The sequence below is a fragment of the Salinactinospora qingdaonensis genome, assembly GCF_039539445.1.
In the GTDB taxonomy this organism is placed as follows: Bacteria; Actinomycetota; Actinomycetes; order Streptosporangiales; family Streptosporangiaceae; genus Salinactinospora; species Salinactinospora qingdaonensis.
This window is the reverse complement of record NZ_BAABDD010000004.1, coordinates 139549-165940: the sequence shown is the minus strand read 5'-3', so window position 1 is coordinate 165940 and position 26392 is coordinate 139549. Positions and strand designations below refer to the sequence as shown.

Here is a 26392-nt window from a genome sequence, read left to right as displayed (position 1 = left end):
GCCGATGACGGTTCTCATCCTCACGCACTGGTTCGATCCCACCGCGGATTGGGTCGTCGCGGAGCTGAACCGGCGCCGGGTGCCGGTCGTTCGCTGCGATGTCGCCGACTTCCCGACGCGGCTGTCGATATCGGCGACTCTCGACGACGAATGGGCCGGCACCCTGCGCACCGAACAGCACCGCCTCGACCTCACCGAGATCAGCGGGATCTACTACCGCCGCCCCCGTAGCTTCAGGTTTCCCCCACAGATGAGTGAGGCTGACCGCGACTGGGCGGCGCTGGAGGCCAAACTCGGTTTCCTGGGCACGCTGGCAGCGGTTCCGCGCTGGCTCAACCATCCCGCACAGATCGCCAACGCCGAGTACAAGCCCATCCAACTCCAGCGCGCGCGGGCCTGCGGGCTGCGGGTACCGCGCACGCTCATCACCAACGAACCCGCCGCCGCCCGCGACTTCGCCCGCGACCTCGACACGGTGGTCTACAAGCCGTTCTCCCCCCGGGGTGTCAGGGCTGAGGACGGGCGGCGACGTCTGCTGTTCACGACCACAACCACCGCCGAGGAACTCGATGACCCTGGTGTGGCGATGACCGCGCACATGGTCCAAGAGTGGATCGCCCACACCCACGCCATCCGGCTGACCGTAGTCGACGACCAGTGCTTCGCCGCCGCCATCCACAGCGACTCGCCCCAAGCCGAGGTGGACTGGCGCTCCGACTACGCTTCGCTGACCTACGAGCAGGTGAGGGTTCCCGAGCCGGTGCGTACCTCGGTCCTGGCGCTGACGCGCGACCTCGGGCTGCGCTTTGGCGCGTTGGACTTCCTGGTCACCGAGACCGGCGACTGGGTGTTCCTAGAGATCAACCCCAACGGCCAGTGGGCCTGGATCAGCGAGGTCGCCGCCGACATCGCCGCCGCACTGGCCACCGCACTGGAGAAAGGACCCGCCCATGGTTGAGGCTCACCTGGTCGACGACGACCGATCACAGCGGTTGCGTCAGCAGCTCGTGCGCCATCTCGTCGACATCGGCGCCCTCGCCTCACCCGAGTGGCAGCGCGCCTTCACCGAGGTAGCCCGCCACGTCTTCGTCCCCCGCGTGTTCGTGCCCAGCGCCGACAACAACGGCACCTACACCCCGCTGGACGGCACCGACCCGCACCAGCGCCACGCCTGGCTGGAGCACGTCTACACCGACGACATCTGCATCACCCAACTCGACGGCGACGACACCGCCTGGCAGACCGCACTGCGCCAAGGCTCGGTCACCGCCGCCAAGATGACCTGCACCAGCTCCCAACCAGCGCTCATGGCCAGCATGCTCGAACTCCTCGCCCCCAGCGACGGATCGCGCATGCTGGAAATCGGCACCGGCACCGGATACAACGCCGCCCTCCTGGCCCACCGGCTGGGATCAGCCGCGGTCGCCAGCCTCGACATCGACCCCGGTCTGGTCGAAAGCGCCCGAACAAACCTGACCCAAGCAGGCTATGCCCCGAATCTCACCTCTGGCGACGGCGCCCACGGCTGGCCCGATTGTGGCCCCTACACCCACCTGATGGCCACCGCCTCGTTCCCGGCGATCCCCCCGGCCTGGCTGGAACAGGTCAGCCACGGCGGAACCATCCTCGCCAACCTCTACCGCCCTCTGGGCGGGGGAATTCTGGTCCGACTCACCGTGGATGCCGCCAAAGGCGAAGCCAGCGGCCACTTCACCACCGACACCGCCGGCTTCATGCCCACACGCACCCACGAGTCGGCCACCGCCTTCGCCCTCTACAGCACCATCACCGAAGAACAGGAGCAAGCCGCCCCCGCCAAACACTCCCCCCTCGACCTCACCACCATCCTCGACGACCCAAACGCGCGCTTCTTCCTCGCCCTGCTCAGCGACCTCCACACGATCCGCGTCCGCTACCCGCATCACCCCGAGGAACACTGGCTGCTCACCCAAGACGGCTCCTGGGCCTTCGCCACCGCCGACAGCGACGGCGTCACCGTCAGACAAGACGGCCCCCGACGCCTGTGGGACGAGGCCCAAACCCGCTACCAGCAATGGCTCGACCTCGGCGAACCACCCCGCCACCACCTCGGGCTAACCGTCACCCCTGAAGAGCAATACGTCTGGTACAGCTCACCCGACAATTCCAAGCGTTACCCTCTGTCCCCACCCCCTTAAAGCCAACCCGTCTTGATTTCGGCGTCACAGTAGTCACAAGTGACAGGGCTGAGCGCAGTCAGCCGAGTCAACGCCCGCGTGCCGCACAAGGGACAGGCGACAGCCAACCGTGTCGCTTCAACGGTGCGCGCTAGAACGCGGCGAGCGGCACGGCTGGCCGCGAGCAGGCGAACGGCCGGTGACGGCGGCCCAGTGCTGGCCTGCGACTTCAACAGAGACGGCTTCTCGGAAGCCGTGGACACACGAGGTCGAGGGAGGTGTCGCCTGATGGCCACCCCGGCTTCAACGGGGACGGCTTCTGGGAAGCCGTGGACACACGACGGCGCGCGTAGCCAGATCCAGATCCGCCGGCTTCAACGGGGACGGCTTCTCGGAAGCCGTGGACACGATCGACGAGGACACTCCCGGCATCGGCTACCTCGCTTCAACGGGGACGGCTTCTCGGAAGCCGTGGACACCAGGCCCTCGGCGCGCTGGAGGTGGCCCTCGGTGACCGCTTCAACGGGGACGGCTTCTCGGAAGCCGTGGACACATCTCGGCGATGTCGTCGCCGGAGAGCAGGTTGGGGTGGCTTCAACGGGGACGGCTTCTCGGAAGCCGTGGACACGCTTCCTGACGTGGGATGATGCGTTTTCCGGAGGGCTGATTGGCCTGCGAGACAGGGCATTTTGCGGAGTTTGTAAGGTTTTGTGCTTGAGAACCTCCCCGGGATTGCGTGGGCACTTGGGGTTCGCGCGAGCCTGGATGGGCGTGTGGAGTTATCAAAGAGCGTGACTGTGGGGGCTTGGTGGACTAGGTGGCGTGGAGGGCAAAACTGCTGCAGCGCCCTGTATAAACTTCCCAGCCCTGGAGTCACGATGGCCCGGTCTTCCCTCCTGGACAAGCTGCACCCCTCGAATTCGGAAAACGTCGGGATAGGGCGAAGCTCGCGTACGGCCGGCGACTCCCCTCGATACAGTGCACGCGATGTTGGCCAGCAGCCACATCCCCACCTCTCGGTTTCTCGTGCGGCCACGTCCAGCACATCCCGTCAGCGGAGACTGTTTCCAGCACCGCAACAGGGTCGCCGTCCCAGCCAATGCAGTCGAACGGGCCGTTCGGTCTGCCCCTCGGGGGAAGGGGGCGCGAAGGTGCTTTCGACTAGCCGACGACACCTCACGAAAGACCAAGGTTAGACTGCGGTTATGCCTGCAGAACCACTGTCCGCCCTAGCTCTCCTCGTACTGTTCGGCGCTGTATGGATGTATGTGAAGTATCACGTTACGCGGAATGCTGTGCTGTGGGCACTCCGAAAGCATTCCCATGAGCAGGAAAGTTCAAAATATCGGCAGGACAAAGAGCCACCACCTCCCCCTTGACCACGAAAGCAGAGCTATGTTCTTCTGCCAAAGGCATCAGAACGCAACCTTTAGGTTCATAAATGCATCGTGGTTTTTCCTTCAGTGCTGCCAGTCTGCTCACCGTTAGCACCCTCTTTATCCCTGCCGCTGTAGCATCAGCAGAGACGTCCGTACAGGTTAGCGCCGACGAATTCCACGAGCGGGTGGAAGCCTACCAGGCGGAAAATCCCAAAGACTACGTTGGCCTCGAAAAGCTCGTTGAATCTCTCGGAGGAGAGTTCTCCGTGAGCACAAGCATCACCGGGGAAACCTCGGCTGAGGAAGCCATGGCTATCAACTCGGAATTCGACGGGCAAGAAGCTCCTAGTGGGATGGCTACCCAGAGTTGGCCGTCGGACGCCTTCGTCGTATCCGTGGCTTCTTCTCAGCACCCCTCTTCCCCGAGCGCTAGCGTCTCCGGATACTGGAATTACCGGGACGACTTTGTCGGGCAGGGGTCCCCCTACGACATCGCCGCACTCCGATTCAGCGACTCCTGTGGCCAGTACAGTTCCTACAACGCCCAGACCTATAACTACCAGGGAACGACCACCAACCGAGCCACACTCAGGTCTGCGGGCGTGGGGACCAGTGGGCCGGCGTGGAATATCGAAGACGGGGTAAGCGGCTTCGTGAACTACACGGATAACGGCTACGTTTCTGTACGCTATGATCTTTCCGAATGCGGCGGAACCGTACAGGCAGCTTTCGACTACGAAGGAAACAACGGGGGCAGCGTCCTTTCGGTGTCCGCGGGTTGGGGCGGATTGAGCGTGAGTTACTCCAATCCCGGGCTCACCCTTCAGAAGTCCAGTACGGCAACGACACTCTAGCGACGGTGCCTCGTTGACTTATGATGGTGTTGTCCTGCCAGGATATTTCGGTAGCACCGCATAGATTACCTGGTTTTCGGTAGCGGAATCCCCTATCGAGTCACTTCACCTATCATCGCTGTGAATTCCTCATGCTCGATATCCGTGCCACTGAGGACGTGGAATTCGCTGGCTCGCCGCCCAGGCTGGGCGGCGAGCCAGCGAATGTTTGCTACCCGGTTCCGAGGAGCAGTTTAGATGCCGCCGCCCCGGGAGCCGTTCACGAACGTGCCATCAACTACAAGCGAGTGGTGATCCCCGGCTCTTACCAGGCAGGCATCACCGGAACCCAAAAGCGGTCGAAACGAGTACGAACCAGGCGACAGAACTAGACCACTCGAAAATCCGAATAGTCCAACCAACGACCTGCGCGAACGTCAAAGCGACTGGTGCGCGCCACCCTTTGGCATATCTGGCCGTCCCGGCACAGTGTTCACTGACTTTGCCCCGCCGCCGGAGCGCCGCTGCGGGACTCTAAGTCCCCCAAGGCCAGTTGTCACCTGGTGGCACGCTCCTTGCCACTCCCAACTAGGCATCTCAGGTGCACCCCACCCCGCTGGGACGCCCGGCCCCTCCACCGAGGCATCCCTCTGGTACTGCAGTGGGCAGGGCAGTCAGTCCTGCTGAGCACTATGGTGTAATGCCTCTCATCCACGGCAAAAAGCCCGATCAGTACTTTCCGCTTGCTGTGGGACGTCGTATCCCCCACCTCTACCGTGAGGAACTCGTCCAGGTCGCCGAACTCGTGTACGAGGGATGCGATGGCGACCTGACCACCGAGTCCCATGACGCCAAGCGCACCATCGGCAAAGCGCCCGAGGACTTCACCGCCTTCCGCGAGCAAGAAAACGCGCCCGAACAGCTCAAGGGACTCACTGTGACTGGGCAGCGCGACGACACCAAGATCGTCATGACTGTCGACCCTCGCGAAAGAGATACGGGGGATCCGGGTCATCAATCCCGACGAGAGGGTCCGCGGAACCGCAACGCAGATCGAACGGCTCTGCCGACAGCGCTCCCGCTTGAGCCTTCCCCTCAAACCCGCTGGACTACGGCTATTCCAAGGCACATTCTTCATGATCTTGGGAGCATTCATCCTCTGGGGGACGGTAGAAAGCTCCGTTGAGCCTCTACACGAGATCCGATCCGTCATCGGCTGGGGATCCGGGGTACTTGGGTTCGCAATCTTCACCTTTGGCTGGATGAGACTCACTGAGAAGCCTTCGGGCGCCGTGCTGGTCAACGCGCCGCGGGCTGAACGGCCCTCGCACTGGCGTCGCCACCGTGTCCTCTACATCTCCAACAGGCGCTCCTTGCTGCCAGGCGGGGCCATCAGCTACCTCGTCAATCAACTCCCCAGTCTCGGGGGATGACCGTACGTAGCGGTTCGATCCCCACACTCCCCCATGAGCCCCATGCCGAGGGCATCGTCTTCAAGGCGACGGATTCACCTGGCCCTCCGACATGGGCCCTGATCGCCCAACCCTGCACCACCGGCCCTAAGCAGGACACCGACGCCGCATCTGGGCCCATCCTCACAGGCACGGGGAGCACACAGGAAGTGGCAACTGCGCCGCGCCCATACCTGGAGCCATCCGCGCATGTGGGGAGCATGCATGCCCCCACAGCTATCTCCACCTAGAAAAACCAAAAACTTAGACAGCATTACAGTTGCTAAGTTTGGAGTCGCGGGGCATACTTAAAACATAGACCGAATGAAGCGGTCAATGTTTTGAAGGGAACGCCCCCCATGGCTCACAAGATCGAGCAGTTCGCTGACGGCAGCGCCGCGTTCGTCTCCGCCCGCACCGACGCCTGGCACCGTCTGGGAACCACGCTGGACACCGTCTTCACCGCTGAAGAGGCCATGCGCGTGGCCCGGCTTGGCGGCTGGAACGTACGCAAATCCCCGCTGACCACCACCGTGGATGGCCAGACGTTGACGGTGCCTGGCGCCTACGCGACCCTGCGCACCCACCCCGAAACCGGCAAGCCCGACGTGCTCGGCTGTGTCGGATCGCAGTACACGCCCGTGCAAAACGAGGAACTGTGCGGGTTCCTCAACGCCCTGGTCGATGAGTCCGGCGCGCACTTCGAGACGGCCGGCTCACTGCGCAAGGGCCGCGAAGTATTCGTCACCATGTGGCTTCCGCAGACCATGACCATCGCCGGAACCGATGAGCTGGACCTCTACATCGCCGCGCTCAACTCCCACGACGGCTCCACCCCGATGCGGCTGCTCGTCACTCCGGTGCGCATCGTGTGCGCCAACACCCAAACCGCCGCGCTGGCCAACACGCGCTCCTCATGGACGCTGCGCCACACCTCGGGCGCCAGCGGCCGGATCGAAGAGGCCCGGCAGGCGCTCGGGCTCACCTGGACTTATCTCGAAAAGTTCCAGGCCGAAGCCGAGAAGATGATCGAGACTCAGCTCACCGAGGGCGCGTTCATGGACACCGTCCACCGTGAACTGTGGCCCCTGGCCGAGAACGCCACCGACCGCCAGCGCGCCAACCACGCCCGGATCACCGGCCAGTTGGGAGCGCTGTTCGCTGACGCCGACACCAACGCCGATATCCGCAACACAGCGTGGGCGGGGTATCAGTCGGTGGTCGAATACCTCGACCACTACGCGCCCGTGCGCGGCGCCGACGGCGCCGAGACAGCAGTGGCCCGCGCCGAACGGGTCATCACCCAGCCCAACGTGGCCGCTCTCAAGCGCACCGCCTTCAGCGCATTCGCAGTGACCAACTGACCCCTGCCACGTCCCGGCGCGGGAACAAGTACACCCCGCGCCGGGCCCCGCGTACACCCTTGGAGGTTCCCGTGTTCACCACCACTGTGGGCGAACTGCGCGGCGCCCTTGCCACAGCTGGGATCGCCCAAGACCGCTCCCCACACACCCCCACCTTGGCAGGGGTGCTACTCGACACCCGCAGCGGCGCCCTGACCATCACCGGCTGCAACTACCAGGCCGCGATCACCGTGGCCCTGCCCCAAGCCGACGTCGACACCGAAGAGCGGGTCGTCGTCGACCACCTGGCTCTGTCGAAACTGCTGTCTGCCGTCACCAAGCAGATGCCCAAACGCACCGCCGAAGCCAAACCGGTCTCCCTCACCGTCGACGACGGCAAGGCCCTCATCAGCGCCGCCGGCTACACCGTACCCTCGCTGACCCTGCCGGTTGAGGACTACCCCAACCTGCCCACCCCGGCTCCCCCCACGGTGTGGGTAGACCGGCGCCAGTTCACCACCGAACTAGCGCGCGTGCTGGTCACCACCAGCACCGACCACAGCCTGCCCGTGCTCACCGGCGTGTGGACCGAGGTCGACTCCCACAGCCTCACCATGGCCGCCACCGACCGCTACCGGATCGCCCGCACCCACCTCCCCACCACCACAGGCACGACCGGCCCCGTTGTTACGGGGGTGCTACCCGGCCAGATACTCGACAAGACCACCCGCCGTTTCACCCACGACACGATCGGAATCGGTGCCACCCAATCCGAGCCCGAACACGGCCTGGGGAGCCTCGCCTGGGTCACCCTCACCTGCGGCAACGTGGCCCTCTCGCTCCACCTGATCGACGACGAATTCCCCGAACTGCTGGATAAGTTCCCCGCCACCTTCGCCACGACGGTCACCGCTGACCGAACAGAACTGGCCACCCTGGTCGAGCGGGCCGCCGCGATCAACACCGCGCACGGCCACCGCAGACTCCCCGTGCGCCTCTCGGTTGCCGAGTCGAGCGTGACCGTCACCCCCGACGAGGCCACCCTGACCCCCCACATCCCCGCCAAAACCACGGGAGTCGGGGCCGACAAGGCGGGCATCCAAGTGGCGTTCAACCCGAACTACCTGAGTGATGCCCTCGAAACCATCCCCGGCGACACGGTGACGCTACACATCAACAAGCCCACCACACCGGTCGTAATCACCACCGGCGCCGCCCAACACGACGACCCCACCACCTACCGGCATCTCCTCGCACCGGTCCGACTCTAACCCCGCCGCCCCAGCGTATGGGGGCGGCCAACCACCCATTCCAGGAGGAAACCCACCATGACCAGTTCCACCACGATCACGATAAGCAGCCTTGAGGCCCTGCTAGAGGAGATGGAACACCACCTCGCCGATGCCATCGAATCGGCGGCCCCTACTTGACACCATCATCCGCCTCTACCGGAAAAGCGCCGCAGCCAGCAGACGTCACACTGACCCAACTGCTTACCCTTGGTGACCACAGTAGAAAGCTGTAGGCCCCTCGCCACTCAACGACAACGGCCTCCACCTCAACAGCAGCACCCCACTCCAGCACCCCGCTGCCGCGTATCATGACCCGCGTGACACTGCCGACGTATCTGGACCTGCCGACGCTGCCCCAATACCTGCAACAGCAACACGGGATCACCGGGCACGACGGAAGCCCACTAAGCGAAGCGACAGTGCGCGGCTACCACAACCACGCCTCCCAACGCCGCCGCGACGGATGCCCACGCCCCGGCGACTTCCCCCCACCCGACCAAACCTTCGGACGCTCCCCCGTCTGGCTCCCCGAAACCATCGACCGCTGGGCAACCAACCGCCCCGGCCGCGGCACCGGCGGCGGTCGCCCCCGCAAACACCCAAAAAACAAGTGACAACACGCGCCCTGACAGCCCACAGCCCTGAACATGGGCAACCATGCACGTCAACAAAGACACCGTAGACAGCCTCTGAGAAACCGTGGACACTTCTCCACCGACTCGCGGCCCGCGACGTTCGGCGTGCTTCAACGGGGACGGCTTCTCGGAAGCCGTGGACACGGGGTCGGTTGACGTCGACGGCTCGTGTGATGGCGTAGCTTCAACGGGGACGGCTTCTCGGAAGCCGTGGACACGCCAGACGCCAACCCCATGGAATGGTTCGCATGGCAGCTTCAACGGGGACGGCTTCTCGGAAGCCGTGGACACACCGTCACCTGCGCGGTGCCGTCGCCGGTGACGGCGCTTCAACGGGGACGGCTTCTCGGAAGCCGTGGACACGGCGTAGAGCCCCATTGGTTTCTCCTCCTAAGCGGGCTTCAACGGGGACGGCTTCTCGGAAGCCGTGGACACCCGCGGCGCCGCGGCGTGACGTGCTTGTCGAGGATGCTTCAACGGGGACGGCTTCTCGGAAGCCGTGGACACGCCGTTGGCGTTCTCGATCGCGGTCGCGGTCGCGGCGCTTCAACGGGGACGGCTTCTCGGAAGCCGTGGACACTTTCGTGGCCCTCGACGGCGTGCCGATCGGAGATCGGGCTTCAACGGGGACGGCTTCTCGGAAGCCGTGGACACGACCTGGCTGGCCACGGCAGCGGTGAGGTCCCAGCGCTTCAACGGGGACGGCTTCTCGGAAGCCGTGGACACGCTTCTTGACGTGGGGTGATGCGTTTTCTGGGGTGTCGACTGGCCCGTAATGCGAGGTGTTTTGCGTGGTTTGTAGGTTTTTGTGCTTGGGAACCTCCCGGGGATTGCGTGGGCACTTGGGGTTCGCGCGAGCCGGAAGTGGGCGTGTGGAGTTCTCAAGGAGCATGGCTGCGGGAAATTGAGGGGGTGGGTGGTGTGGAGGATAAGGGCAATGAAAGGGTCAGCTGATGGCCAGGACGGGGCAGCGTTCAACAGCAGCCATAATGATTATGCCAAGAGGCGCGATGCAGTCGCATAAATCAGCTGCATCAGGACGGGGTGACGGTGTTGTGAGGCCGAGCTCGACGAGCTCTCGCCGACGCCAGTCTGCTCAGTGAAGCCCTGGAAGACGTTGCTGACCGCCCTGCGGTGGTGGACGTCGCACAAGGAGGATGCGGCATCCAACCTGGGCTCGATTCTCGATCTCCTCAGCGCTGAGCCACCTCCACCCGAAACGAGCGCATGAAAGGCGGATCACGGTGTTCAGCGCCTCTTGCATGACCCTGAAGGTCTTGGAGTTCCTCGATGGCGAGCAGCGCTTGTTCGGTTCCTCGCCGCTCCGCGTTCGTCCACAACCTTGCGGATGAGCACAGCCAGATCGCCAAAGCTTGTCTCCTGCGGGCATGCGCACACGTAGCCACGCTTGCTTGAGAAGGGCGCGTTTTTCGGTCACCTGCGTCCCGAGGGAGGCGCAGGTCCGGGGAAGGCCGTCGGCCTTGATGCTTGTCCAGGGGAGGCTCACTCCCCCTTCGCACAGCATGTACGCGGTCACGCGCTGGGAACCATGCCGCTTCCTTCCCCGCTTTCCACAGCTTGTTTTGGTGATGGTGTCAGCGTCCGTGCGGGCACGTCAGCGCCACGCGGCGGACAAGCTGAGGGCCTCGACCGAGCGTTGCCGCCAGCCCGAGGCCCGATCGTCATCGCTACCGGTCTACTACTGCTCCGGCGGCGGTTCAGGTGGTGCGAGGTAGGACGCGGTCGAGGAAGTCCTCGCGCAACTCCTGTTCGAGCTTGCCGTCCATGGCAAGGGCCGTGCGCAGCGAACGGGCGGTGACCTTGCGGTCGATGCCCAGCTCGCGTTCAGCCTGGCCCACCAGTCCGCCGATGGTGTGCTGGGCGCGGTCGGGATGGTGGCGGATGAGCCAGTCCAGCATCCGGGCCACCGAGCGGTTGATCCCGTGGTAGGAGACGTTGCCGCGCCCAGCAGCGAGTTCCCGCAGTAGGGCGTACTTGACGGTCATCTGCAGGTCGGCAGTGGGGACGATGCGGTCTAGGTCGGCAGCGGCGCTCCAGGCGAGCTCGTCGGCGACCTGGCTGACGGCGGCCTCGGTGCGGTGGCGCAGGGTCCAACGCTTGCGCCGGGCGGGGTTGTTCCACAGCACGGACATGAACGTCTTGGCCAGGCGGCGGCGCAGCTGGGCCTGGCCGACGGGCATCTCATAGTTGTCGTCAGGGGAAGTCAGGCTAGCGGCCACGCTCTCAGGGGAGCGGTGGCGCTGCTCGCCCCACTCTTTGGCAACCGGACGCGCCCACATGCTGCGCCCGTTGACGGTGGCCTGGGGCGGGGGGACATCGCCCTCCCCGCGGGAGATGTAGGCGCGCAGAGTGGAAGCGGCGATACCGCCGAGCTGGGCCATCTCGGTGATGCCCACAAGTTGGTCGCCGGCCAACTCCGGTGCGGACAGCGTCACTACGCACGCATCTAGGGGGCGCTGCTCACCGCGCTCACTCCGGTACCGGGCCCACAGCGCCAATTCGTCGGCCCAGCGATCGGGGGGCGCGACCTCGGGGCTGAAGTTGGCGACCTTGAGCAGGTGACCGTGGTCAGGATCGGCGCTGTCGTCCAGCAAGTCGGCGGCAGTGACGTTGACGGCAGCCGGGACCGTGCGGCGCTCGAAGTCTTCAGCGGCGGCGTCCCAGACCTGGCCGGGCCGGTACCAGGTGGAACCGTCCCACCAGTAGCCGCCGGAACGGAAGAGCAGCGGGTCGCCCCACCAGTCCATATGCACCGAGGAGGCGTCTTCGTCGCGATAGAGCAGGACGGAGCGTCCGTGGTCGGGGTGGTAGCGCACGCACCAGCCCAGGTCGTGGCGGAAGGGGTCGGTGGTGAAGGCCAGCCAGCCCTCATCATGTGGATCCCAACGACCCCACATGCCTTCGCCGGCGCCGCGACCCACGGCCTCCAACCCCTCAGGATCCTCCAAGGGCAGGTGGGTGTCGTCAATGAAGGGCAGGTCGGGGACGGGGTGGTCGGTGCGCAGACCGTTAGCGAGAGGGCGGAACGTGTGCATGGCGCTGTCCCTATCTTCTCATTGCCGTTGTAGCTATCTACAGCATACATAATTTATAGGTACAGCACGGGGGAGTTCTTACGGTCAAACCGTCAGCGAGTGCGTGAAGAGCGCGTTGCGACCTGCTCGCTCTCTCAAGAAAGGGCCAACCGGGCGCCACCATCCGGCAAGAGGCGCCCCACACGAATCCGCCAACGGAGACGGCTCCTGTGGAGCCGTGGACACAGTTGCGCGTTGTCGCGCGTGACCATGGCCGGCTTGGTTCAACGGGGACGGCTTCCGAGAAGCCGTGGACACACCATCAACTAACCGCAAAGGGACACCACGTGACCCTTCAACGGGGACGGCTTCCGAGAAGCCGTGGACACTCGGTTGCGGCCTGCGGGCGAGCGAGGCTGTAGCGCTCCTTCAACGGGGACGGCTTCCGAGAAGCCGTGGACACTTCGCCACCGGGTGGCGCGACATGCGTCCCGTGGACCTTCAACGGGGACGGCTTCCGAGAAGCCGTGGACACTTGAGCAGCGACGAATACCCGGCGACCATCCCGACCTTCAACGGGGACGGCTTCCGAGAAGCCGTGGACACCAGACACGCTACGACATGCCCACTGACCAGGCAGCCTTCAACGGGGACGGCTTCCGAGAAGCCGTGGACACCGTAGGCCGTCCCCTCCCCCACAGGCGGCGGCGGATCCTTCAACGGGGACGGCTTCCGAGAAGCCGTGGACACTCCTCTAGCTGCGACTCGGTGATCCGGGGCTTGCCCCTTCAACGGGGACGGCTTCCGAGAAGCCGTGGACACCCGCGTCAGCCGGCCGGTTGGGCTCCACGGCGAACCTTCAACGGGGACGGCTTCCGAGAAGCCGTGGACACGGCTGTGTCCATGCGGGTGAACGAGGACACCGAGCTCCTTCAACGGGGACGGCTTCCGAGAAGCCGTGGACACGCTTTTTGACGTGGGGTGATGCGTTTTCTGGGGTGCCGGTCGGCCCGCGGGGCGGTGTGTTTTGCGTGGTTTGTGGGGTTTTGTGCTTGGGAACCTCCCCGGGATTGCATGGGCACTTGGGGTTCGCGCGAGCCGGAAGTGGGCGTGTGGAGTTATCAAAGAGCATAGTTGTGGGGCTGTCGGTTTAGGTGATGTGCAGGGGGATGGGGGTGAGGGGGCCAGCGGACTTGCTGCCCGGGACCGAGCGGCGTTCGGCGGCGGCCATAGTGATTACGCCAAGAGGAGCGATGCGGTCACGTGGAACGGACGGCTCAGGTCGGGCCACGGCGTCGTGGGGAGTAGGGCGGAGAGCGGGGTGTTCGACAAGGACCTGAACCGCAGCGAGGTCAAGGGGTGAACGCCAAACGGGCCAAACCATGATCCTTCGACCTCCGAGGCGGTGCCACAGGGTGGCCAGGGGTGAAGAGCCGTGGCTGGTTAGGCGGGTGAGGGGGAGTGCTTGGGTGGCCAGCCAGGTGGGGCCCGGGACGCCAGCGGGGGTGGATTCGCCGGTGGGGAGGTCGCCGGCGGTGCGGATGGCGCGGTGGTCGAAGTATTCGCCGGTGAAATTGTCGAGGCGGCGCCAGGTGGTGAGGGCTTGGTGGAGGCGGGCGGGGTCGTCGCGGAGTGCGTGGAGGGGTTTGGCGAAGAAGGTGGCGACTTGTTGTTTTCCGGCTGGGGCCATGAAGGGGGTCAGGGCGCAGCGGCCGGTGGTGTCGGTGGTTAGGTCGGTGGCGATGGCGGCGAGCCACTCGTGGGTGGCGCGTTCGCTGAGGTTGTGGGTGCGGTTGATGAGGTCGGGGAATTCTTCGGGAGTTACGCGCAGGGGGTCTTTGCCGCGGGGGGCGTGTGGGGGCCAGGCGGAGGGCATGGCGATGAGGAGTTGGTCGTCGCCGATGCTGGCCAGCAGGGTGGTGAGTTCGGTGGCGATGGCCTCGGTGTCGGGCAGGGGGCTGGTGAGTTGGGCGGTGGCGGTGGCGGGGTTGAAGGACAGGCGCGCGTCGAGGGTGGATTCGGTGGTGAGCAGGCGTAGCAGTCCCAGGCTGGTGAGAAAGCCGAGAGGGTCGCGGCCGTCCAGGGCGGGCAGCTCCACGGTGTGTGAGGGCGGGCTGGTGGGCGGTGTAGGTGTGGTGTGGGTGTGAGGGATATGGGGGTGGGCGGCGGTGGTGACGGGGTGGCCGGCTGAGCACCAGATGTCGGCCAGGCGGACGATGGTTTCGAGTAGGGCGAGTTTCCAGGGGCCGTAGGTGTGGTTGAGGTGGGTGAAGCGGGTGGGGGCCTGCCAGTCGGGGCCGGTGGTGCTGTCGAGGGTGGTGCCCTCGGGCAGGGTGATCGTGACGGGGGCGGGGTCTGCGACGGCGGGGATGAGGGGGCGGGCGTGGCCGTGGTGGGCGGCGATGAGGTGGAGGACGAGGTCGGTGTCGACGGCGTAGTTGGCCTGCGTGAGGTAGCAGGCGGCGATGCGGGTGGAGAGGGCCTCGTGGCGCATGCCGGGTGGGTAGCCCGATTGGCGGAGCGCTTGTTCGTGGGCGCGCCGGTCGGTGGGGTTCAGCCCGGATTTGGCCAGGACGGGGGCTTGGGCGAGGGCGGCTGGGGGCAGGCCGTGCAGCATGGCTTGGAAGCGGGGGTCGCGTTTGCCTTCATCGTGGTAGCGCGCGGCTAGCCACACAGCGTGCACGAGGGGTGGTTCCAGGCCGAGGTTGCGGGCGAAGTCGGCGGCTTGGCGGGCGACGTCGTCTTGGTGGGTCTCCAGGGTGAGGGGGGTGGGGGCGGTGGAGGAGGAGGTGGTGTCCTCGTCGCTGGCCTGTCCACCCGAGCGCAGGGCCAGCAGCACAGTGGGCGGCTGGGTGTCGCTGGTGGGGAGCGCGGTGGTGGTGATGCGGTCAGCGTGGGCCAGGTGGGCGAGGTTGGCCAGCAGCCGTCCGGGGCGGGTCGCGGCGGGGAGGTGGGAGTCAAGGGTGGTGAAGGGGGTGAGGGCCTCGGTGTAGTCGCTGGGTTGGGGCGGTGGCTGCTCTTGCTCGTCGGGCTCAGGAAGCAGGGTGAGCAGTTCGTTGAGGTGGCCACGGAGCCGGGGCAGAGTTTGGGCCGCCTCGGGGGGCTGCTCGATGTCGAGGTGGTGGTCCAGGAGGGTGAGCAGCCGGGGGTGCAGGCGCACTAGGGGGCGCTGGCGTCGGGATGCCAGGTCGGCTAGGTCGGTGACGGGGGTGGTGCTGGTCGGCGCCCATCCGTAGGCGTCGCAGCCGCCCCAGTGGGCGGGCACGGCGATGGTGTCGCCGGGCTGGACCTGGGTGAGGGGGATGGCTTCGATGTCGTCGCGGCCCCGGTAGCGCAGCACTGTGGGGGCCTGGTCGGTTTGGGGGGTGTCGGTGTGGGTGTCGCCTTCGACGTCGGCGACCTCGCTGGCCTGGGTTTGGCTGCCGCTGGCCCAGCGGCGCAGCGCGGGCAGCGGTAGCGGCAGCATCTCTTCGTCCACCGGCGGGACGAAGCGCAGCAGCTCTTTGCCTGTTTCGAGATCGGTATCGGTGAGGTCGGCACGCCACAGCAACTGGATGTCGGCCTCGCCGGTGTCGAGGCCGTGCAGGTAGGGAGCCACCGGCGGGTCGGGGTGGGGCCGCGGTGCGGTGCGGGTCCAGGCGTCAACGGTGGGTTTGGTGAGGATCGCGGGTCGGGCTTGGGGGCCGGCGAGCTTGTGGCGTTGCTCGGCCGAAAGGCGATCGCGCAGCCGTGCCAGCGCCACCGGCGAGACGGGCATGCCTTGGGGGAGGTTGGCGGGATCGAAGGGGGTTTTGGCGGTGGGTACCAGCGCGGGCTGGGGCGCGTGCTCGGTGAGCATTTTCCAGGTGGCGGCGCGGGCGGGCCCGTAGATGGGATCGTCGTCGCCGGTGGTGGCGTCGTGGATCACCACGGCGGGGAAAAGGGTGCTGGGGCGGGGACGCTGGTCGGGGGCGCGGCCCAGGCGGCCCAGGCGTTGGGTGAGGGCGGTCAGCGAGGCCGACTCGGTGACCAGCGCGTCGGCATCGATGTTGGCGCCGACCTCGACGGTTTGGGTGGCTACCACGTGGAAAGGAACGCCGGGCGCGTAGGAGCGGCTGCCCAGCCGGAAGCGGTGGTAGGAGGCGGCGATGGTGTGATCGCGATCCAGCGGACGGGTGCGCCCGGTCAACAGCACCCGGTTGTCTTCGGTCACCCCGCGCTGGGCGAGGGCGTCGAAGACGGCGCGGGCGCGGGCCACGGTGTTGCACACCGTCAGTACGACCCGGCCTGACTCTTGGCCGTGGGCGAGGGCGTGGGACCAGCCGGCGAGCTGGGTGACCATGGTGGCGCTGCTGGTGTTGGGGCGGGTTTTGGGGACGATCAGGTGCAGGTGGCGCGGTGCGCGCAGGCGGGCGCGGGCCACCGGGTGGTCAAGGTCGGCCTGGGTGGTGGTGTGGATGGTGGCGTCAGGGTAGGTGGGCACGGTCGCCGAGAGGGGAACCACCAGCGGGGTGGAGAGGCGGTCACCGTCAGGGCTGGTGGCGGCGGTGATAGTGCGCAGCATCGTCGGGGCCAGGTGGGCCTCGTCGACCAGGATCAGGCTGTCGGTGCCCACCAAGGCCGCGTCGATGGGGGCCAGGTTCGCGCCCACGCCGTAGCCGCGCATCAGCAAACGCGAGCCGATCTGGTCGACGGTTCCCACCACCACCGCATGGCGGTCGGGGCGTTCCACCCAGCGCCACGACCAGGTCGTGCCGCCGCGCATGCGGGTGGTCTCGATCACCGGATCCGGGGCTGTGGGCTGGCGCAGCGCTTGAGCGACCCGGCACACGGTCGGCCCGTAGCTCTGCGGGGCGTTCAGGGCCTCGCTTAGGGCGGTGGCGTGGTCGAAAGCCTCATCGACGACTAGGCGGCGATCGACGACGAAGAAGACTCGCCGCCGCGCAGCGGGGGCGCCGGCTGCGGCGGCGAAGACGGCGATGTCGATCAGGCTGGTCTTGCCCAAGCCGGTGGGCACGTCCACGGCATCGGGCCAGGGATGGCCCTGCAGCAACCGGTCGGCTAGGTCCTGTTGCCAGGGGAAGGGGGCGTAGCCGTGGATGGCGGCGTAGAAGTCGCTGAAGGCCGCCGCGTCCAGATCACTCACGAGTGTGTGCCTCTTCTTCACATTCGGGCGTGGGTAGCAGGTGGTCGGTGGGGGCGAACAGTCCCAGCCCCAGGTAGCGCATCGACCCGGCTACCACCGGGCCTCGCACGGGCTGGTCGAAAACGATGCAGGCGTGCAGGAGTTTGCGGCGTGGCCGGTTGGGCGGAAACGTCCCCCGGGCGGGCCGATGCAGCGCTCCCGGTGTCAGGGGGGCCGCAGAGACCTCGACCCAACTGGGTTCGGGGTAGCCGGCCGTGACCAGGCTGCGGGTCACCAGAGCGGGCAGGTCGGAGTTGGGGCGGGTGTAGTGATCCAACATCAGCGGGGTCGCCGTGGTCCAGCAGCGACTGCCCCTGGCTGTGGCGCGTTCCCCGGCCCAAAAACGCGGGTTCAGGCGGCGTGGGGTGGTGGGCCAGGGCTCGTACGTGACATCGACGTGACCGGCACGCCCCATCGTCAACCGCTGCAGCGGGTCATCGACGATGCGGGCACGAAGCTGTCCCAACGCCTGGGGCTCAAGGTCGGCCGGCAGCAGCAACCCCAGGCCGAGAAGGTGACCATCAGCGTTGTCGTGGCCGGTGTTGGGCAGACCGATGTAGCCCAGATGGCGCTGCCCCGAAGGAGTGTGGCCGGCAATCTGGGGGGCGACCGTGTCGCCGATGCGTGCCAAGACGGCCTGGCGCAGCGTCTGGGTCAATTGCAGCAGCTCGGTGGCGGCCGGACGCTGCACCCGGGCGGGGAAAGAAAACACCAGCATGCTCGAAAACGGCCCCGGCACCACCTGCCCGCTCTGCTGCGACGGCGAGGTCGTCGAGGCCAGGGCGTAGGGGGTGGTGTGGGCGACCTCCCAGGCTCGCTGACCTTCCTCGAAGGCCGTGTCCAGGGCCTGGACATAGCCGGGGTAGGGCACGCGCAGCTGGCCGTCAGCGGGTTCATCCAAGGCCACGGGCGCATAGACTTGCCAATCCTCACGCCGCTTGGCAGTCGTGTGTACGCGCAGTGCCGCCGGGTTACTCGCCCGCCCCAGATAAGGCACCCGCCACGCTAACTCCCCCAGCGTCTCCACCATCCCGGCATCGGGCTCCGCCTGCTCCCACACCACGGCGAACTCGGTGTCGCCCGGGACCGCGGTGGCGCGCTCCTTGTGGATCGTGGTGCGACCGGGCCAGTGCTGGCTCCCGCCCTTGGGGCTGCGTTTGTTGGTAACCACATAGCTCGTCGCCGAGGAGCGCCCCTTCAACTCGGGCGCCCACACTTGCGGAGGCGCCTGGCGCTCCAGCCACCGCAAAGCGTCGCGGTCACGCTCGGACTCGGCCACGGACAGCAACGCGCAGAACAGACGCGCCGGATGCGGCGGCCACTCCACATGCTCGCCTCCCACTGCGGCCTCGTAGCGGCCCTGCAGCAGCCGAACATCAACGGCCAAAGCCATCGGCTACTCCTCCCCGGCATCCTCGTCCGCGCCGGCGCGGGTGGTGGCGTACTCGATCGCCTCGGCCAGCGCCTTCTTCGGCGTCACCGTGATGGTGTCGCCGGCCATGGTGATACCGGCCTCGGCCGTACGCTCGCGCAGCTCGTGGAAGCAGGAGACCGCCTCGGCCGCGCTCACCGTGAACGCCTCCTGCTGCTGGCCATCACGGTCGAAGGCCATCACCTCACTGCCACGGATCAGGTCACAGCCCGAGCGCAGCCACACCGACGGCGCGCCAAACGCCAATCGATCCCCCGCCAGCGCCAATGCGGCAAGTGTGGCGCGCGCCAACTGTGCCGCCTGCGGCGAGGCGTCCCCGAACCGCAGTTGCCCCACCCCCGACAGCGACAACCACCCCATGCGCCGAGCCTCGGTAATGGCCACCCCGCCATGCACATCCCCGGGAGCGATGTTGCCGTGGCCGGTCTCGCTGAGCTTCTCGCCTTCCTTCTTCTTGAGCTTGGCTCCCGTAGCAACGAACTCCCAATCCTCGACTGTGGAGTCGCGGACCGCTCCGGTGAGGTTGAACGGATCCATCCGCCCGCCCTTGCGCTTGCCCTCCACCGGATTCAGCCCCACCATCGACGAGGAGTAGAGCCGCGCCAGCTTCACCCCGCGCCCCTTGCGGTGGGAGTCCCACGCCCCAAACAGCAGCGACTCCGGAGACCGCTCGAACAACGGCCGCACATCCCTGGCCGAGACCGACCGCAGCCGCTTGCCCACCTCGCTGGAATCGAACGGCTTGCCCTCCAGCAGGCTGTCGCGCAGGTAAGCATCCGCGAAACGATGCGGAAACTCCAGCGAGGTCAACCGCAACGGCCCCCACGAGGTCTCGGCCTGCAACTCAAACAGCGGCAACGCGATCTGGCCGGCATCCCGCGCCTCCAACAGCGCCATCTCCATCCGGTTGGCCTGGCTAGGGGGCTGATCCAGCACCACCACATCGCACAGTTCACCCTCAACCCAGCGCTTCTCGGACAGGTAAGGCGAGACGCCCCTCTTCTTCTCGCTCTCACTCAGCGGAAACGACGGCGGAAACACCTTGTCCCCACTGGCCGGACGGTACTGCGAGGACACCGCGATCCCCGCATACTCCCGCTCAGGACCGACAGCCTCCAGCAAACGCTGAGCCAACTCCCCCACGAAACTCCCTCACCTTCCTGCGACGAACACGACGACGGCCACCACCACAAACGCAGCCGCCCCAACAACACCCCGCAATCTAACCGGAGACAACGACAATCTTCACAACCTCAGAACCCCTAAAGAAAAAACGGTCAAACTGTACATATAAAACAAAAGAAGACAATGACACAAAAACACAGATGCCACCAGGAGCCGTATTACACAGCAGAGAGAACGGGGGCGACAGCGTTGTCTCGGTAGATGTCTTCTGCGCTACGTGAAACCAGCGGTCGTTTCCTCAAAGCCACTCACGCAGCCGGTGCCCTGTGGAAGCCTGAGTTCAATCACTAAAGGTTTATGAATAATCCCAAAGAGTGATTGTCAACTTGTCGACCGCGAAGGAACTTCTCCTATGCGTGACATGCGGCTACTTGAACTGGTCATCCACGGACCGTTGGGGCCTCGTCCCTACTACCTGGACCATCGAATCGTGTCGGTGTCAGGCCCCGTCAATACCGGCAAGACCTCGATGGCTGATGCGATCGGGTTCGTCCTCGGCCAGAAGGTGAACTGGAAGCTCGCCTTCAAGCGCTATGTGTCCCATGTCGAGTTGCGACTGCGGCTGCAGGACAACGAAGTCTGGCTGCGGCGCCACGTTCGCAATCCCAAATACGTAGAGGTGCTGGACCTGGGGCGCGAACTGGTGGAACGGTTGCCGGTCAAGGCCCCCTCCCGGCAGGAAGCGGCTGATGAGGCCACGCTGTCGGATCGCCTTCTCGGGTGGCTGGACCTCAAGGAAACCATCGCGCCAGACGAGGTCCGGGCTGTGAACCGTCGCGCCGCACGCCTGGGGTTCTTGGATGTCTGGCCCTACCTGTATCGAACCCAGCGTGAGATCGACCGGCAGGTCATCTTGCACCAGGACAGGAACTCCGCCCGTAAGCACGTGTTTGAGCTGTTGTTCGGGTTGACCGACCCTCGGGCTCAGATCCTGCAGGCACGGTTGAAGGAGTGCGAGAAGTCGCTGCGGGAGCAGTCAGCCACGCACCAGACTCTCCAACGGTTCTTCGAGAAGTCCACGACCACACCCGAGCAGGCCGTCGCGGAACACCAGACGGCGTGTCAAGAAAAAGAGGCACTGCAGGAACAGCTCAGGCGAGTGCGAGAACAAGCTCGCGCCGTGAGCCGCAGCGCCGATCCGCTGCGCCGGGAAGTAGATCAGGCCCGCCAGAGCCAAACCGAGGCCGCAGCGCAACGACATGCTGCCGATACTCGGGTCGACCAGGCATACGAGGCGGTACGGTCGCTGAAACGCTCGCTGGCCGAACACGACCCTGTCTTCACCTCGTGCCCGGCATGCGCCGCTGCTTTGGCCGGTCGAACGGTTCCCGCCGGCCACTGTGCGCTGTGCCTCCAACCCCAAACGAGCAATAACGGTGAGACACAGCGCGACCGGTTGCAGGCGCTCCATGATCAGGCTGTCGACAAGCTCGCGCAAGCTGAGCAGGAAGCTGGCCTCGCTGCCCAGACTCATCGCGAAGCCACCACCAGGGCTACCGAGGCCGAGGACAAGCTCCAGGCGTACCAGACACAGGAACTAGCTCCCCTCCAGGAAACGATCGAGGAGCTCGTAGCCCGCAACGCCGCAACAAAGGAAAGGATCACAACGCTACAAACCCAACAAGAGCACTATGAACGTCTTCAAGAGATCGAAGCCGGTATCCGAGCCACCCAAGAAGAGATCACCGACCTCAAGGAAAAGTTGAAGAAGCTCGACGATCAACTCTCCTCTCGCCGTCGCTCCCTCAACGACATGGACGAACGCTTCCAAGAAGTGATCGATGTTCTCCAACTCCCCTGGTACAACGGCAACGCCAGCCTGGACCACAGCAATTACCTCCCCTTGATCGATCAACAGACCTTCACCGACCTGGGCGGAGGAACTCAAGCCGCCGTCAACGTCGCCTACAGCTTCGCCCTGCTCCAACATGCCTTGCTCAGCCGCACCACCAACCTCCCCGGGCTACTCATCATCGACTCGATCAGCAAAAACATCGGCGCCAACCCCAAAGACCGCGCTCTGGCCGACCGCATCTACGAATACGCCCTAAAAACAGCCGCGGCTTGGGAGAGCACACCCTTCTCGGGATCACGCGACTGCCAACTCATCATCCTGGACAACGACCGCCCCAAGCCAAAACTACGCGACCAAATCCACGAGATCCCTCTGTCCTATGACGCCCCACTCATCCCAGGGGTCAGCCACGACGATACAGGAGAAGCTATTACCTCAGAATAAAAAACTTGTAGGGACGGGGCAAGCGCGGACGTTGCGACGCTCGCACTTTTGCCACTCCAGCGCTGGATGGGATATACGGCTATACTAATTTTTCGTTGGCATGCTTACTCGCCTGCCAACCGAGAGACAATCACCAACTGGTCCAGATTTTCCGTCAGCCAAGGGGACCTGCAAGCGTTGTTCGAGGGGCTTCAGAAGAGTGCTTCCTGCTGAGGTCCCGCCGAGGAAGCAGGATCATCGCTGCGCATTTCCAATATTGATCCTGAGCCCATATTAGCTCCCCCGGTAGAGGTAATCAGCTTCTCTCTCAGCAGCTTCTGAGCGACTTCGCGAGCATGCTTCTCGCGGTAAACTGTTTCGTGTAACGCGAACTCTCTCAGGGAGTCTATGCTAATGGGACCTTCCTCAAGCTTGTCCAAGATGACCTTACGCAGGTGAGATAGATCGGCTTGAGCTTCAAGATCCAAGGAGAGCTGTCCTGGGAATCGTGGATCATGGAAGACTCCTCCCTGGTGTGGATCGACCTTCCACATGGCCTTCTTCATCACTCGCAAGCCTTCGATATGCTTGGTTCCAAAGACCAGATGCAAGCGACTCTTTTTAGGGAGGATCATCTCAAAAGACGTAACATATTCAAACCCAGCCCGCTTGAGAGATTTTTGATAAGCATCAATCAAAAATTTCTGCTTCTTGTTCGAAGGCTGGTTTTTTACATCACGCCACTCTTGACTGCCAAAGCACCGGTCCCCAACCTCAGCGCGTTCCTCGTCATCGACGAAGCGCCAAAGATGGCTGGCTTCAAACGTGACAAGCACCTCGCCCCCGCGGCGTTGAGCGACGTGACGTGCCGTTTCAAACGGAATGTGGTCTGGCCCACCCCACCCATCGAGAAACGCGAAGAATGGCTCGTCTCTACGTGATTCTTCGGTGAGGTCGGACAACAAGGCGCTGGCGTCAGCGTGCTGGATGGTCACGTTGAGCTTAGGATGCGAACCTCCATGGGGAGCCAGCTTTGCTGCCACCTGACGGCGGAGTTCCTCCACCCGTCTGGCGTCTTCCTCGATCAGCAAGACGTTGAGGTGCTGGTCGCGTCGCAGACGGTGGGCTTGCTTGAGGAAGACGTCGAGGGCGATCACCGGAGAACCTGGTTTTTCCCCCTCATAGACCCCCGGTCCCGCAAAGCCTTCGGCATAGGTGAGGGGAGGGATTCCTCGTGTTCCGGCAAGCTTTGCCAGCCACGTCTCCAGGTAGCTACGCAGCATCGCGTGCTTTGCTTCTGTATGCGGGCTAAGTTTCCACACAGCCTTTTCGGGGACCGCCATACCTAAGCATTATGAACATATGACACCAGGCCAACAATGTCTCATGTGGCCGGAAGAGGCTAAATGGTCACCTTGACAAGCAAGCCTGGGCAGCGTGGGAAGGGCGCTCGTCCCATGTACGGCCGTCGAGTACCCGGCCGCCCGTCTTCGGAGTGCGTCCCCCCCACTGCTTGAAGAAGAACGCGCTGCCCTGCTCGGCGCAGTGGTCGCGGAGACCGCGCACCCAGTCCGGGTGCACCGGCCTATGGTGAGGGCCGCTTTCTCCCCCTGCGATCACCCAGTCGATCCCGGTGAGATCGAGACGCGGCAGCGGTCCAAGCAACGGTTCACAGGAGAGGAACCGCACGGCCGCGGGAACCTCGCGTAGGTGGTCGGCCCGATCGAGGACGTCGGCGGATTCCACTGAGACCCCCATCCAGACGTTAGGGGGCCACACCAACTCAGACGCGAGACGAGCCAAACGGTGCGAGCGCTTGGTGAGGATCTGGTAGGTGTGCTGCGGAGTCTCCGCCATCACCTGGAATACCTGGTGGACGAAGTCTTTGGGGACCTTCGCGTGAAACAGGTCGCTCATCGAGTTCACGAAGACCACACGCGACGACTTCCAACGACGCGGGATATCGAGCGACTCGGGGTGGATCGTGACACCAAAGCCCGGGCCTGACGTGCGAGGATCACCATCGTTTTGGTATTTGCCGGCTCCCATGGCCTTCAGACGTTTGGCCAGAGCCAAGGCATAGCAGTTGTCGCACCCGGAAGCGACCCGGTCGCAACCGGTGGTGGGGTTCCAGGTGGCCTCGGTCCACTCAATCGAGCTTCTGTCAGCCACAGCGAGCCCAACCCTTCATATCGAAAACAACGTCTGACGAGCAGCATCAACCAAAGCTGGAACAACCCAACCACGCTGGCTCCGCCGCTGCCGCCCTAATCAAAAAACCAGCAACCATCGAACAACTGTTCGCAGAATAACAAGAGAAGGCCAGGGTTCGTAAGAGTTTTGGCCAACCGGTTTCAGTTAGGGCGGCGATCCTGGTGGCCGTAACCCTCCCCAGCCGGGGGTTCAGAGGCAGCGTTTCGCCCCAGCGCTGCCCAGTGACCACCACTGACGGGTCATCGCGGCCGGTCAGCATAGTTCGAAGTCGAGCTTGTCGAGGGCAAGGATGAGCCGCTGGGCACCTCTGATGATTCCCTCAGAGGTGGGGGTTGGTGGCTCGGTACGGCCAGGCCGACCTGCTCTTACAGTGACATGCCCGAGGGCCTGAGATCGGGGTGACCTCCGCGTCGCTGAGGATCATGAAGACCGATCTCAACCACCGCCGCCTGGCCGGCGACTGGGTGCGCGGCGTCAACCGGCTGCGCGGCCTGCTCGGGGCGATCTTTCCCGGATTGGAGCGCGCATTCGACTACGCCAAGCGCTCGCCGCTGGTCCTGCTCACCGCCTTCACCACGCCCGAGGAGATCCGCGCCGCCGGTGAGCCGGGACTCATCGCCCACCTGCATGAGCACGGCACCCACCGGCCCGACACCGCCGGGATCGCCGCCGGCGCCCTGGAGGCGGCCCAGGCCCAGGCCATCGTCCTGGCCAGCCAGGACAGCACCGCCGCGCTCATTAAGCGCCTGGCCGCCAAGCTGCTGGAGCTGGACCGTGAGCGCAAAGAGCTGGATAAGACCATCGCCAGCGTGTTCCGGTCCAATCCTCACGCGCAGATCATCGAGTCCCTGCCCGGGATGGGGCCCATCTTGGGCGCGGAGTTCATCGTCGTCACCGGCGGCGACGTGGCTGCCTTCGCCCACTCGGGCAAACTCGCCTCTTATGCCGGGTTGGCCCCGGTGGCCAAGGATTCGGGTCGGGTAAGCGGCAACCTTCGACGCCCGAAGCGCTACAACCGCCGAGTGCGCCGGGTGTTCTCCATGGACGCGTTGTCCTCGATCGCCGCCCACGGCCCGTCGAGAACGTTCTATCAGCGCAAACGTGGCGAGCGGATGCGGCACACGCAGGCGCTGCCGGCGCTGGCACGCAGGCTGGTGGACGTGCTGTGGGCGCTGCTGCGTGATGGCCGGTTCTTCGAGCACAACGCACCGGTCAGGCCAACTACGACTTGACACGGCCATTGAGATTCCCCCCTGTCGTCCATGATCTGGGGGTGGTGTCACCGGGCACCAGAGGCACCACCAGACCGCTGATAGAAGCACGATCCGCCCCTATGGGCAGGATCTTCGTCATGTGGATGCCGGCAGACGGTGCCCAGGCGAGGCCAGGAACAGCGCAGATAGGCAACCCACCATGATGGACACCCCTGACAGGATCGGCGTCTACCTCGGCCTGGACGTCGGCAAAGGCGAACACCACGCCCACGGGCTCACCCCGGCAGGCAAGACCGTGCTGGACAAGCGTCTGCCCAACAGAACCCAAACTCCGTGCAGTGCTGGACACGCTCACCGCCAAACACGGCCACGTGCTGGTCGTGGTCGACCAGCCCGCCTCCATCGGCGCCTTGCCGTTGGCGGTGGCCTGTGACGCCGGATGCCCGGTGGCCTACCTGCCCGCACCTGACCATGCGGCGTGTGGCCGACCTGTATCCCGGCCAGGCCACGACCGATGCCCGTGATGCGGCGGTCATCGCCGACGCGGCCCGGACGATGCCCCACAACCCTGCGCAACCTGGCCAGCGACGACGAGGCGATCGCCGCGTTGAACATGGTGGCCGGCCACGACGAGGACCTGGCCGCCGAGGCCACCCGCACCCGCAACCGGCTGCGCGGCCTGCTCACCCAACTCCACCCCGCCCTGGAGCGCGTCCTCGGCCCCCGCACCGACCACCCGGCCGTGCTCACGCTCCTGGAGCGCTACCCGAGCCCGGAACGCATCCGCCGGGCGGGCCGCTCCCGGCTGGTCGAATCCATTCGTCCCCACGCCCTTGCCGGG

General features: G+C 65.2%; 15 protein-coding genes, 2 pseudogenes and 3 CRISPR repeat arrays. Of the genes and pseudogenes, 11 read left to right on the top strand and 6 right to left on the bottom strand.

Annotated features, from left to right (window positions below):
- The first annotated feature begins 4 nt into the window (after nt 1-4).
- The 8 genes from tgmB (at nt 5) to ABD848_RS06115 (ending at nt 9068) form a co-directional block, all read left to right on the top strand.
- Complete coding sequence (gene tgmB, locus ABD848_RS06150; RefSeq protein ID WP_344968251.1) at nt 5-958, top strand: ATP-grasp ribosomal peptide maturase; 954 nt, start codon at nt 5-7, stop codon at nt 956-958.
- The gene (locus ABD848_RS06145) at nt 951-2177 is read left to right on the top strand and encodes a methyltransferase domain-containing protein (protein ID WP_344968249.1); all 1227 of its coding nucleotides are present in this window, start codon (nt 951-953) and stop codon (nt 2175-2177) included. Before tgmB ends, ABD848_RS06145 begins: the two co-directional genes overlap by 8 nt.
- Nucleotides 2178-2382: 205 nt before the next feature.
- Nucleotides 2383-2784: a CRISPR direct-repeat array (repeat unit 37 nt; unit sequence GCTTCAACGGGGACGGCTTCTCGGAAGCCGTGGACAC).
- 813 nt (nt 2785-3597) lie between these two features.
- Nucleotides 3598-4389, top strand: a complete 792-nt coding sequence (locus tag ABD848_RS06140) for a hypothetical protein (RefSeq protein WP_344968247.1) — start codon at nt 3598-3600, stop codon at nt 4387-4389.
- Nucleotides 4390-5068: 679 nt separating this feature from the next.
- Entirely contained in the window at nt 5069-5554 is a 486-nt protein-coding gene (locus ABD848_RS06135; protein ID WP_344968245.1) for a hypothetical protein, read from the top strand.
- A 76-nt stretch (nt 5555-5630) separates the two neighbouring features.
- Complete coding sequence (locus ABD848_RS06130; RefSeq protein ID WP_344968243.1) at nt 5631-5801, top strand: hypothetical protein; 171 nt, start codon at nt 5631-5633, stop codon at nt 5799-5801.
- A gap of 377 nt (nt 5802-6178) precedes the next feature.
- On the top strand, nt 6179-7183 hold the full coding sequence (locus ABD848_RS06125) for a DUF932 domain-containing protein (RefSeq protein WP_344968241.1): 1005 nt from the start codon (nt 6179-6181) through the stop codon (nt 7181-7183).
- Between the two features lie 71 nt (nt 7184-7254).
- On the top strand, nt 7255-8433 hold the full coding sequence (locus ABD848_RS06120) for a DNA polymerase III subunit beta (RefSeq protein WP_344968239.1): 1179 nt from the start codon (nt 7255-7257) through the stop codon (nt 8431-8433).
- Nucleotides 8434-8771: 338 nt separating this feature from the next.
- Nucleotides 8772-9068, top strand: a complete 297-nt coding sequence (locus tag ABD848_RS06115; protein ID WP_344968237.1) for a hypothetical protein — start codon at nt 8772-8774, stop codon at nt 9066-9068.
- A 128-nt stretch (nt 9069-9196) separates the two neighbouring features.
- Nucleotides 9197-9815: a CRISPR direct-repeat array (repeat unit 37 nt; unit sequence GCTTCAACGGGGACGGCTTCTCGGAAGCCGTGGACAC).
- Nucleotides 9816-10807: 992 nt separating this feature from the next.
- On the opposite strand, the gene ABD848_RS06110 is transcribed toward ABD848_RS06115, so the two are convergent.
- From ABD848_RS06110 to cas7g, 4 genes are all read right to left on the bottom strand, one after another.
- Nucleotides 10808-12145 carry a hypothetical protein gene (locus ABD848_RS06110; protein WP_344968235.1) on the bottom strand — a complete coding sequence of 446 codons (1338 nt, stop codon included), beginning with the start codon at nt 12143-12145 and terminating at the stop codon, nt 10808-10810.
- Between the two features lie 188 nt (nt 12146-12333).
- Nucleotides 12334-13090: a CRISPR direct-repeat array (repeat unit 37 nt; unit sequence CCTTCAACGGGGACGGCTTCCGAGAAGCCGTGGACAC).
- A gap of 184 nt (nt 13091-13274) precedes the next feature.
- Nucleotides 13275-17249: a type I-G CRISPR-associated helicase/endonuclease Cas3g gene (gene cas3g, locus ABD848_RS06105; RefSeq protein WP_344968233.1), complete on the bottom strand. Its 3975-nt coding sequence runs from the start codon at nt 17247-17249 to the stop codon at nt 13275-13277.
- The gene (gene csb2, locus ABD848_RS06100) at nt 17242-18681 is read right to left on the bottom strand and encodes a type I-G CRISPR-associated protein Csb2 (RefSeq protein ID WP_344968232.1); all 1440 of its coding nucleotides are present in this window, start codon (nt 18679-18681) and stop codon (nt 17242-17244) included. The genes cas3g and csb2 overlap by 8 nt, the downstream gene beginning before the upstream one ends.
- 3 nt (nt 18682-18684) lie before the next feature.
- On the bottom strand, nt 18685-19863 hold the full coding sequence (gene cas7g / locus ABD848_RS06095; protein WP_344968231.1) for a type I-G CRISPR-associated RAMP protein Csb1/Cas7g: 1179 nt from the start codon (nt 19861-19863) through the stop codon (nt 18685-18687).
- A gap of 394 nt (nt 19864-20257) precedes the next feature.
- Between cas7g and ABD848_RS06090 the strand changes: the two genes are divergently transcribed.
- Nucleotides 20258-22144: a hypothetical protein gene (locus ABD848_RS06090; protein ID WP_344968229.1), complete on the top strand. Its 1887-nt coding sequence runs from the start codon at nt 20258-20260 to the stop codon at nt 22142-22144.
- A gap of 191 nt (nt 22145-22335) precedes the next feature.
- Here the strand turns inward: ABD848_RS06090 and ABD848_RS06085 are convergent, their stop codons facing one another.
- Both ABD848_RS06085 and ABD848_RS06080 read right to left on the bottom strand, forming a co-directional pair.
- Nucleotides 22336-23466: a three-Cys-motif partner protein TcmP gene (locus tag ABD848_RS06085; RefSeq protein WP_344968227.1), complete on the bottom strand. Its 1131-nt coding sequence runs from the start codon at nt 23464-23466 to the stop codon at nt 22336-22338.
- A 67-nt stretch (nt 23467-23533) separates the two neighbouring features.
- The gene (locus tag ABD848_RS06080) at nt 23534-24295 is read right to left on the bottom strand and encodes a DUF5131 family protein (RefSeq protein ID WP_344968225.1); all 762 of its coding nucleotides are present in this window, start codon (nt 24293-24295) and stop codon (nt 23534-23536) included.
- Between the two features lie 704 nt (nt 24296-24999).
- On the opposite strand from ABD848_RS06080, the pseudogene ABD848_RS06075 reads away from it, so the two are divergent.
- Nucleotides 25000-25569, top strand: a pseudogene (locus tag ABD848_RS06075) (transposase); the annotation flags it as partial.
- A gap of 181 nt (nt 25570-25750) precedes the next feature.
- A pseudogene (locus tag ABD848_RS06070) lies at nt 25751-26383 on the top strand (IS110 family transposase); the annotation flags it as partial.
- Nucleotides 26384-26392: the final 9 nt, after the last annotated feature.

What these genes read in the sequence shown, in the direction of transcription:
- tgmB (WP_344968251.1), top strand. Translation starts at nt 5, where the DNA reads ATGACGGTTCTCATCCTCACGCACTGGTTCGATCCCACCGCGGATTGG.
- ABD848_RS06145 (WP_344968249.1), top strand. Translation starts at nt 951, where the DNA reads ATGGTTGAGGCTCACCTGGTCGACGACGACCGATCACAGCGGTTGCGT.
- ABD848_RS06140 (WP_344968247.1), top strand. Translation starts at nt 3,598, where the DNA reads ATGCATCGTGGTTTTTCCTTCAGTGCTGCCAGTCTGCTCACCGTTAGC.
- ABD848_RS06135 (WP_344968245.1), top strand. Translation starts at nt 5,069, where the DNA reads ATGCCTCTCATCCACGGCAAAAAGCCCGATCAGTACTTTCCGCTTGCT.
- ABD848_RS06130 (WP_344968243.1), top strand. Translation starts at nt 5,631, where the DNA reads ATGAGACTCACTGAGAAGCCTTCGGGCGCCGTGCTGGTCAACGCGCCG.
- ABD848_RS06125 (WP_344968241.1), top strand. Translation starts at nt 6,179, where the DNA reads ATGGCTCACAAGATCGAGCAGTTCGCTGACGGCAGCGCCGCGTTCGTC.
- ABD848_RS06110 (WP_344968235.1), bottom strand. Translation starts at nt 12,145, where the DNA reads ATGCACACGTTCCGCCCTCTCGCTAACGGTCTGCGCACCGACCACCCC.
- csb2 (WP_344968232.1), bottom strand. Translation starts at nt 18,681, where the DNA reads ATGGCTTTGGCCGTTGATGTTCGGCTGCTGCAGGGCCGCTACGAGGCC.
- ABD848_RS06090 (WP_344968229.1), top strand. Translation starts at nt 20,258, where the DNA reads ATGCGTGACATGCGGCTACTTGAACTGGTCATCCACGGACCGTTGGGG.
- ABD848_RS06085 (WP_344968227.1), bottom strand. Translation starts at nt 23,466, where the DNA reads ATGGCGGTCCCCGAAAAGGCTGTGTGGAAACTTAGCCCGCATACAGAA.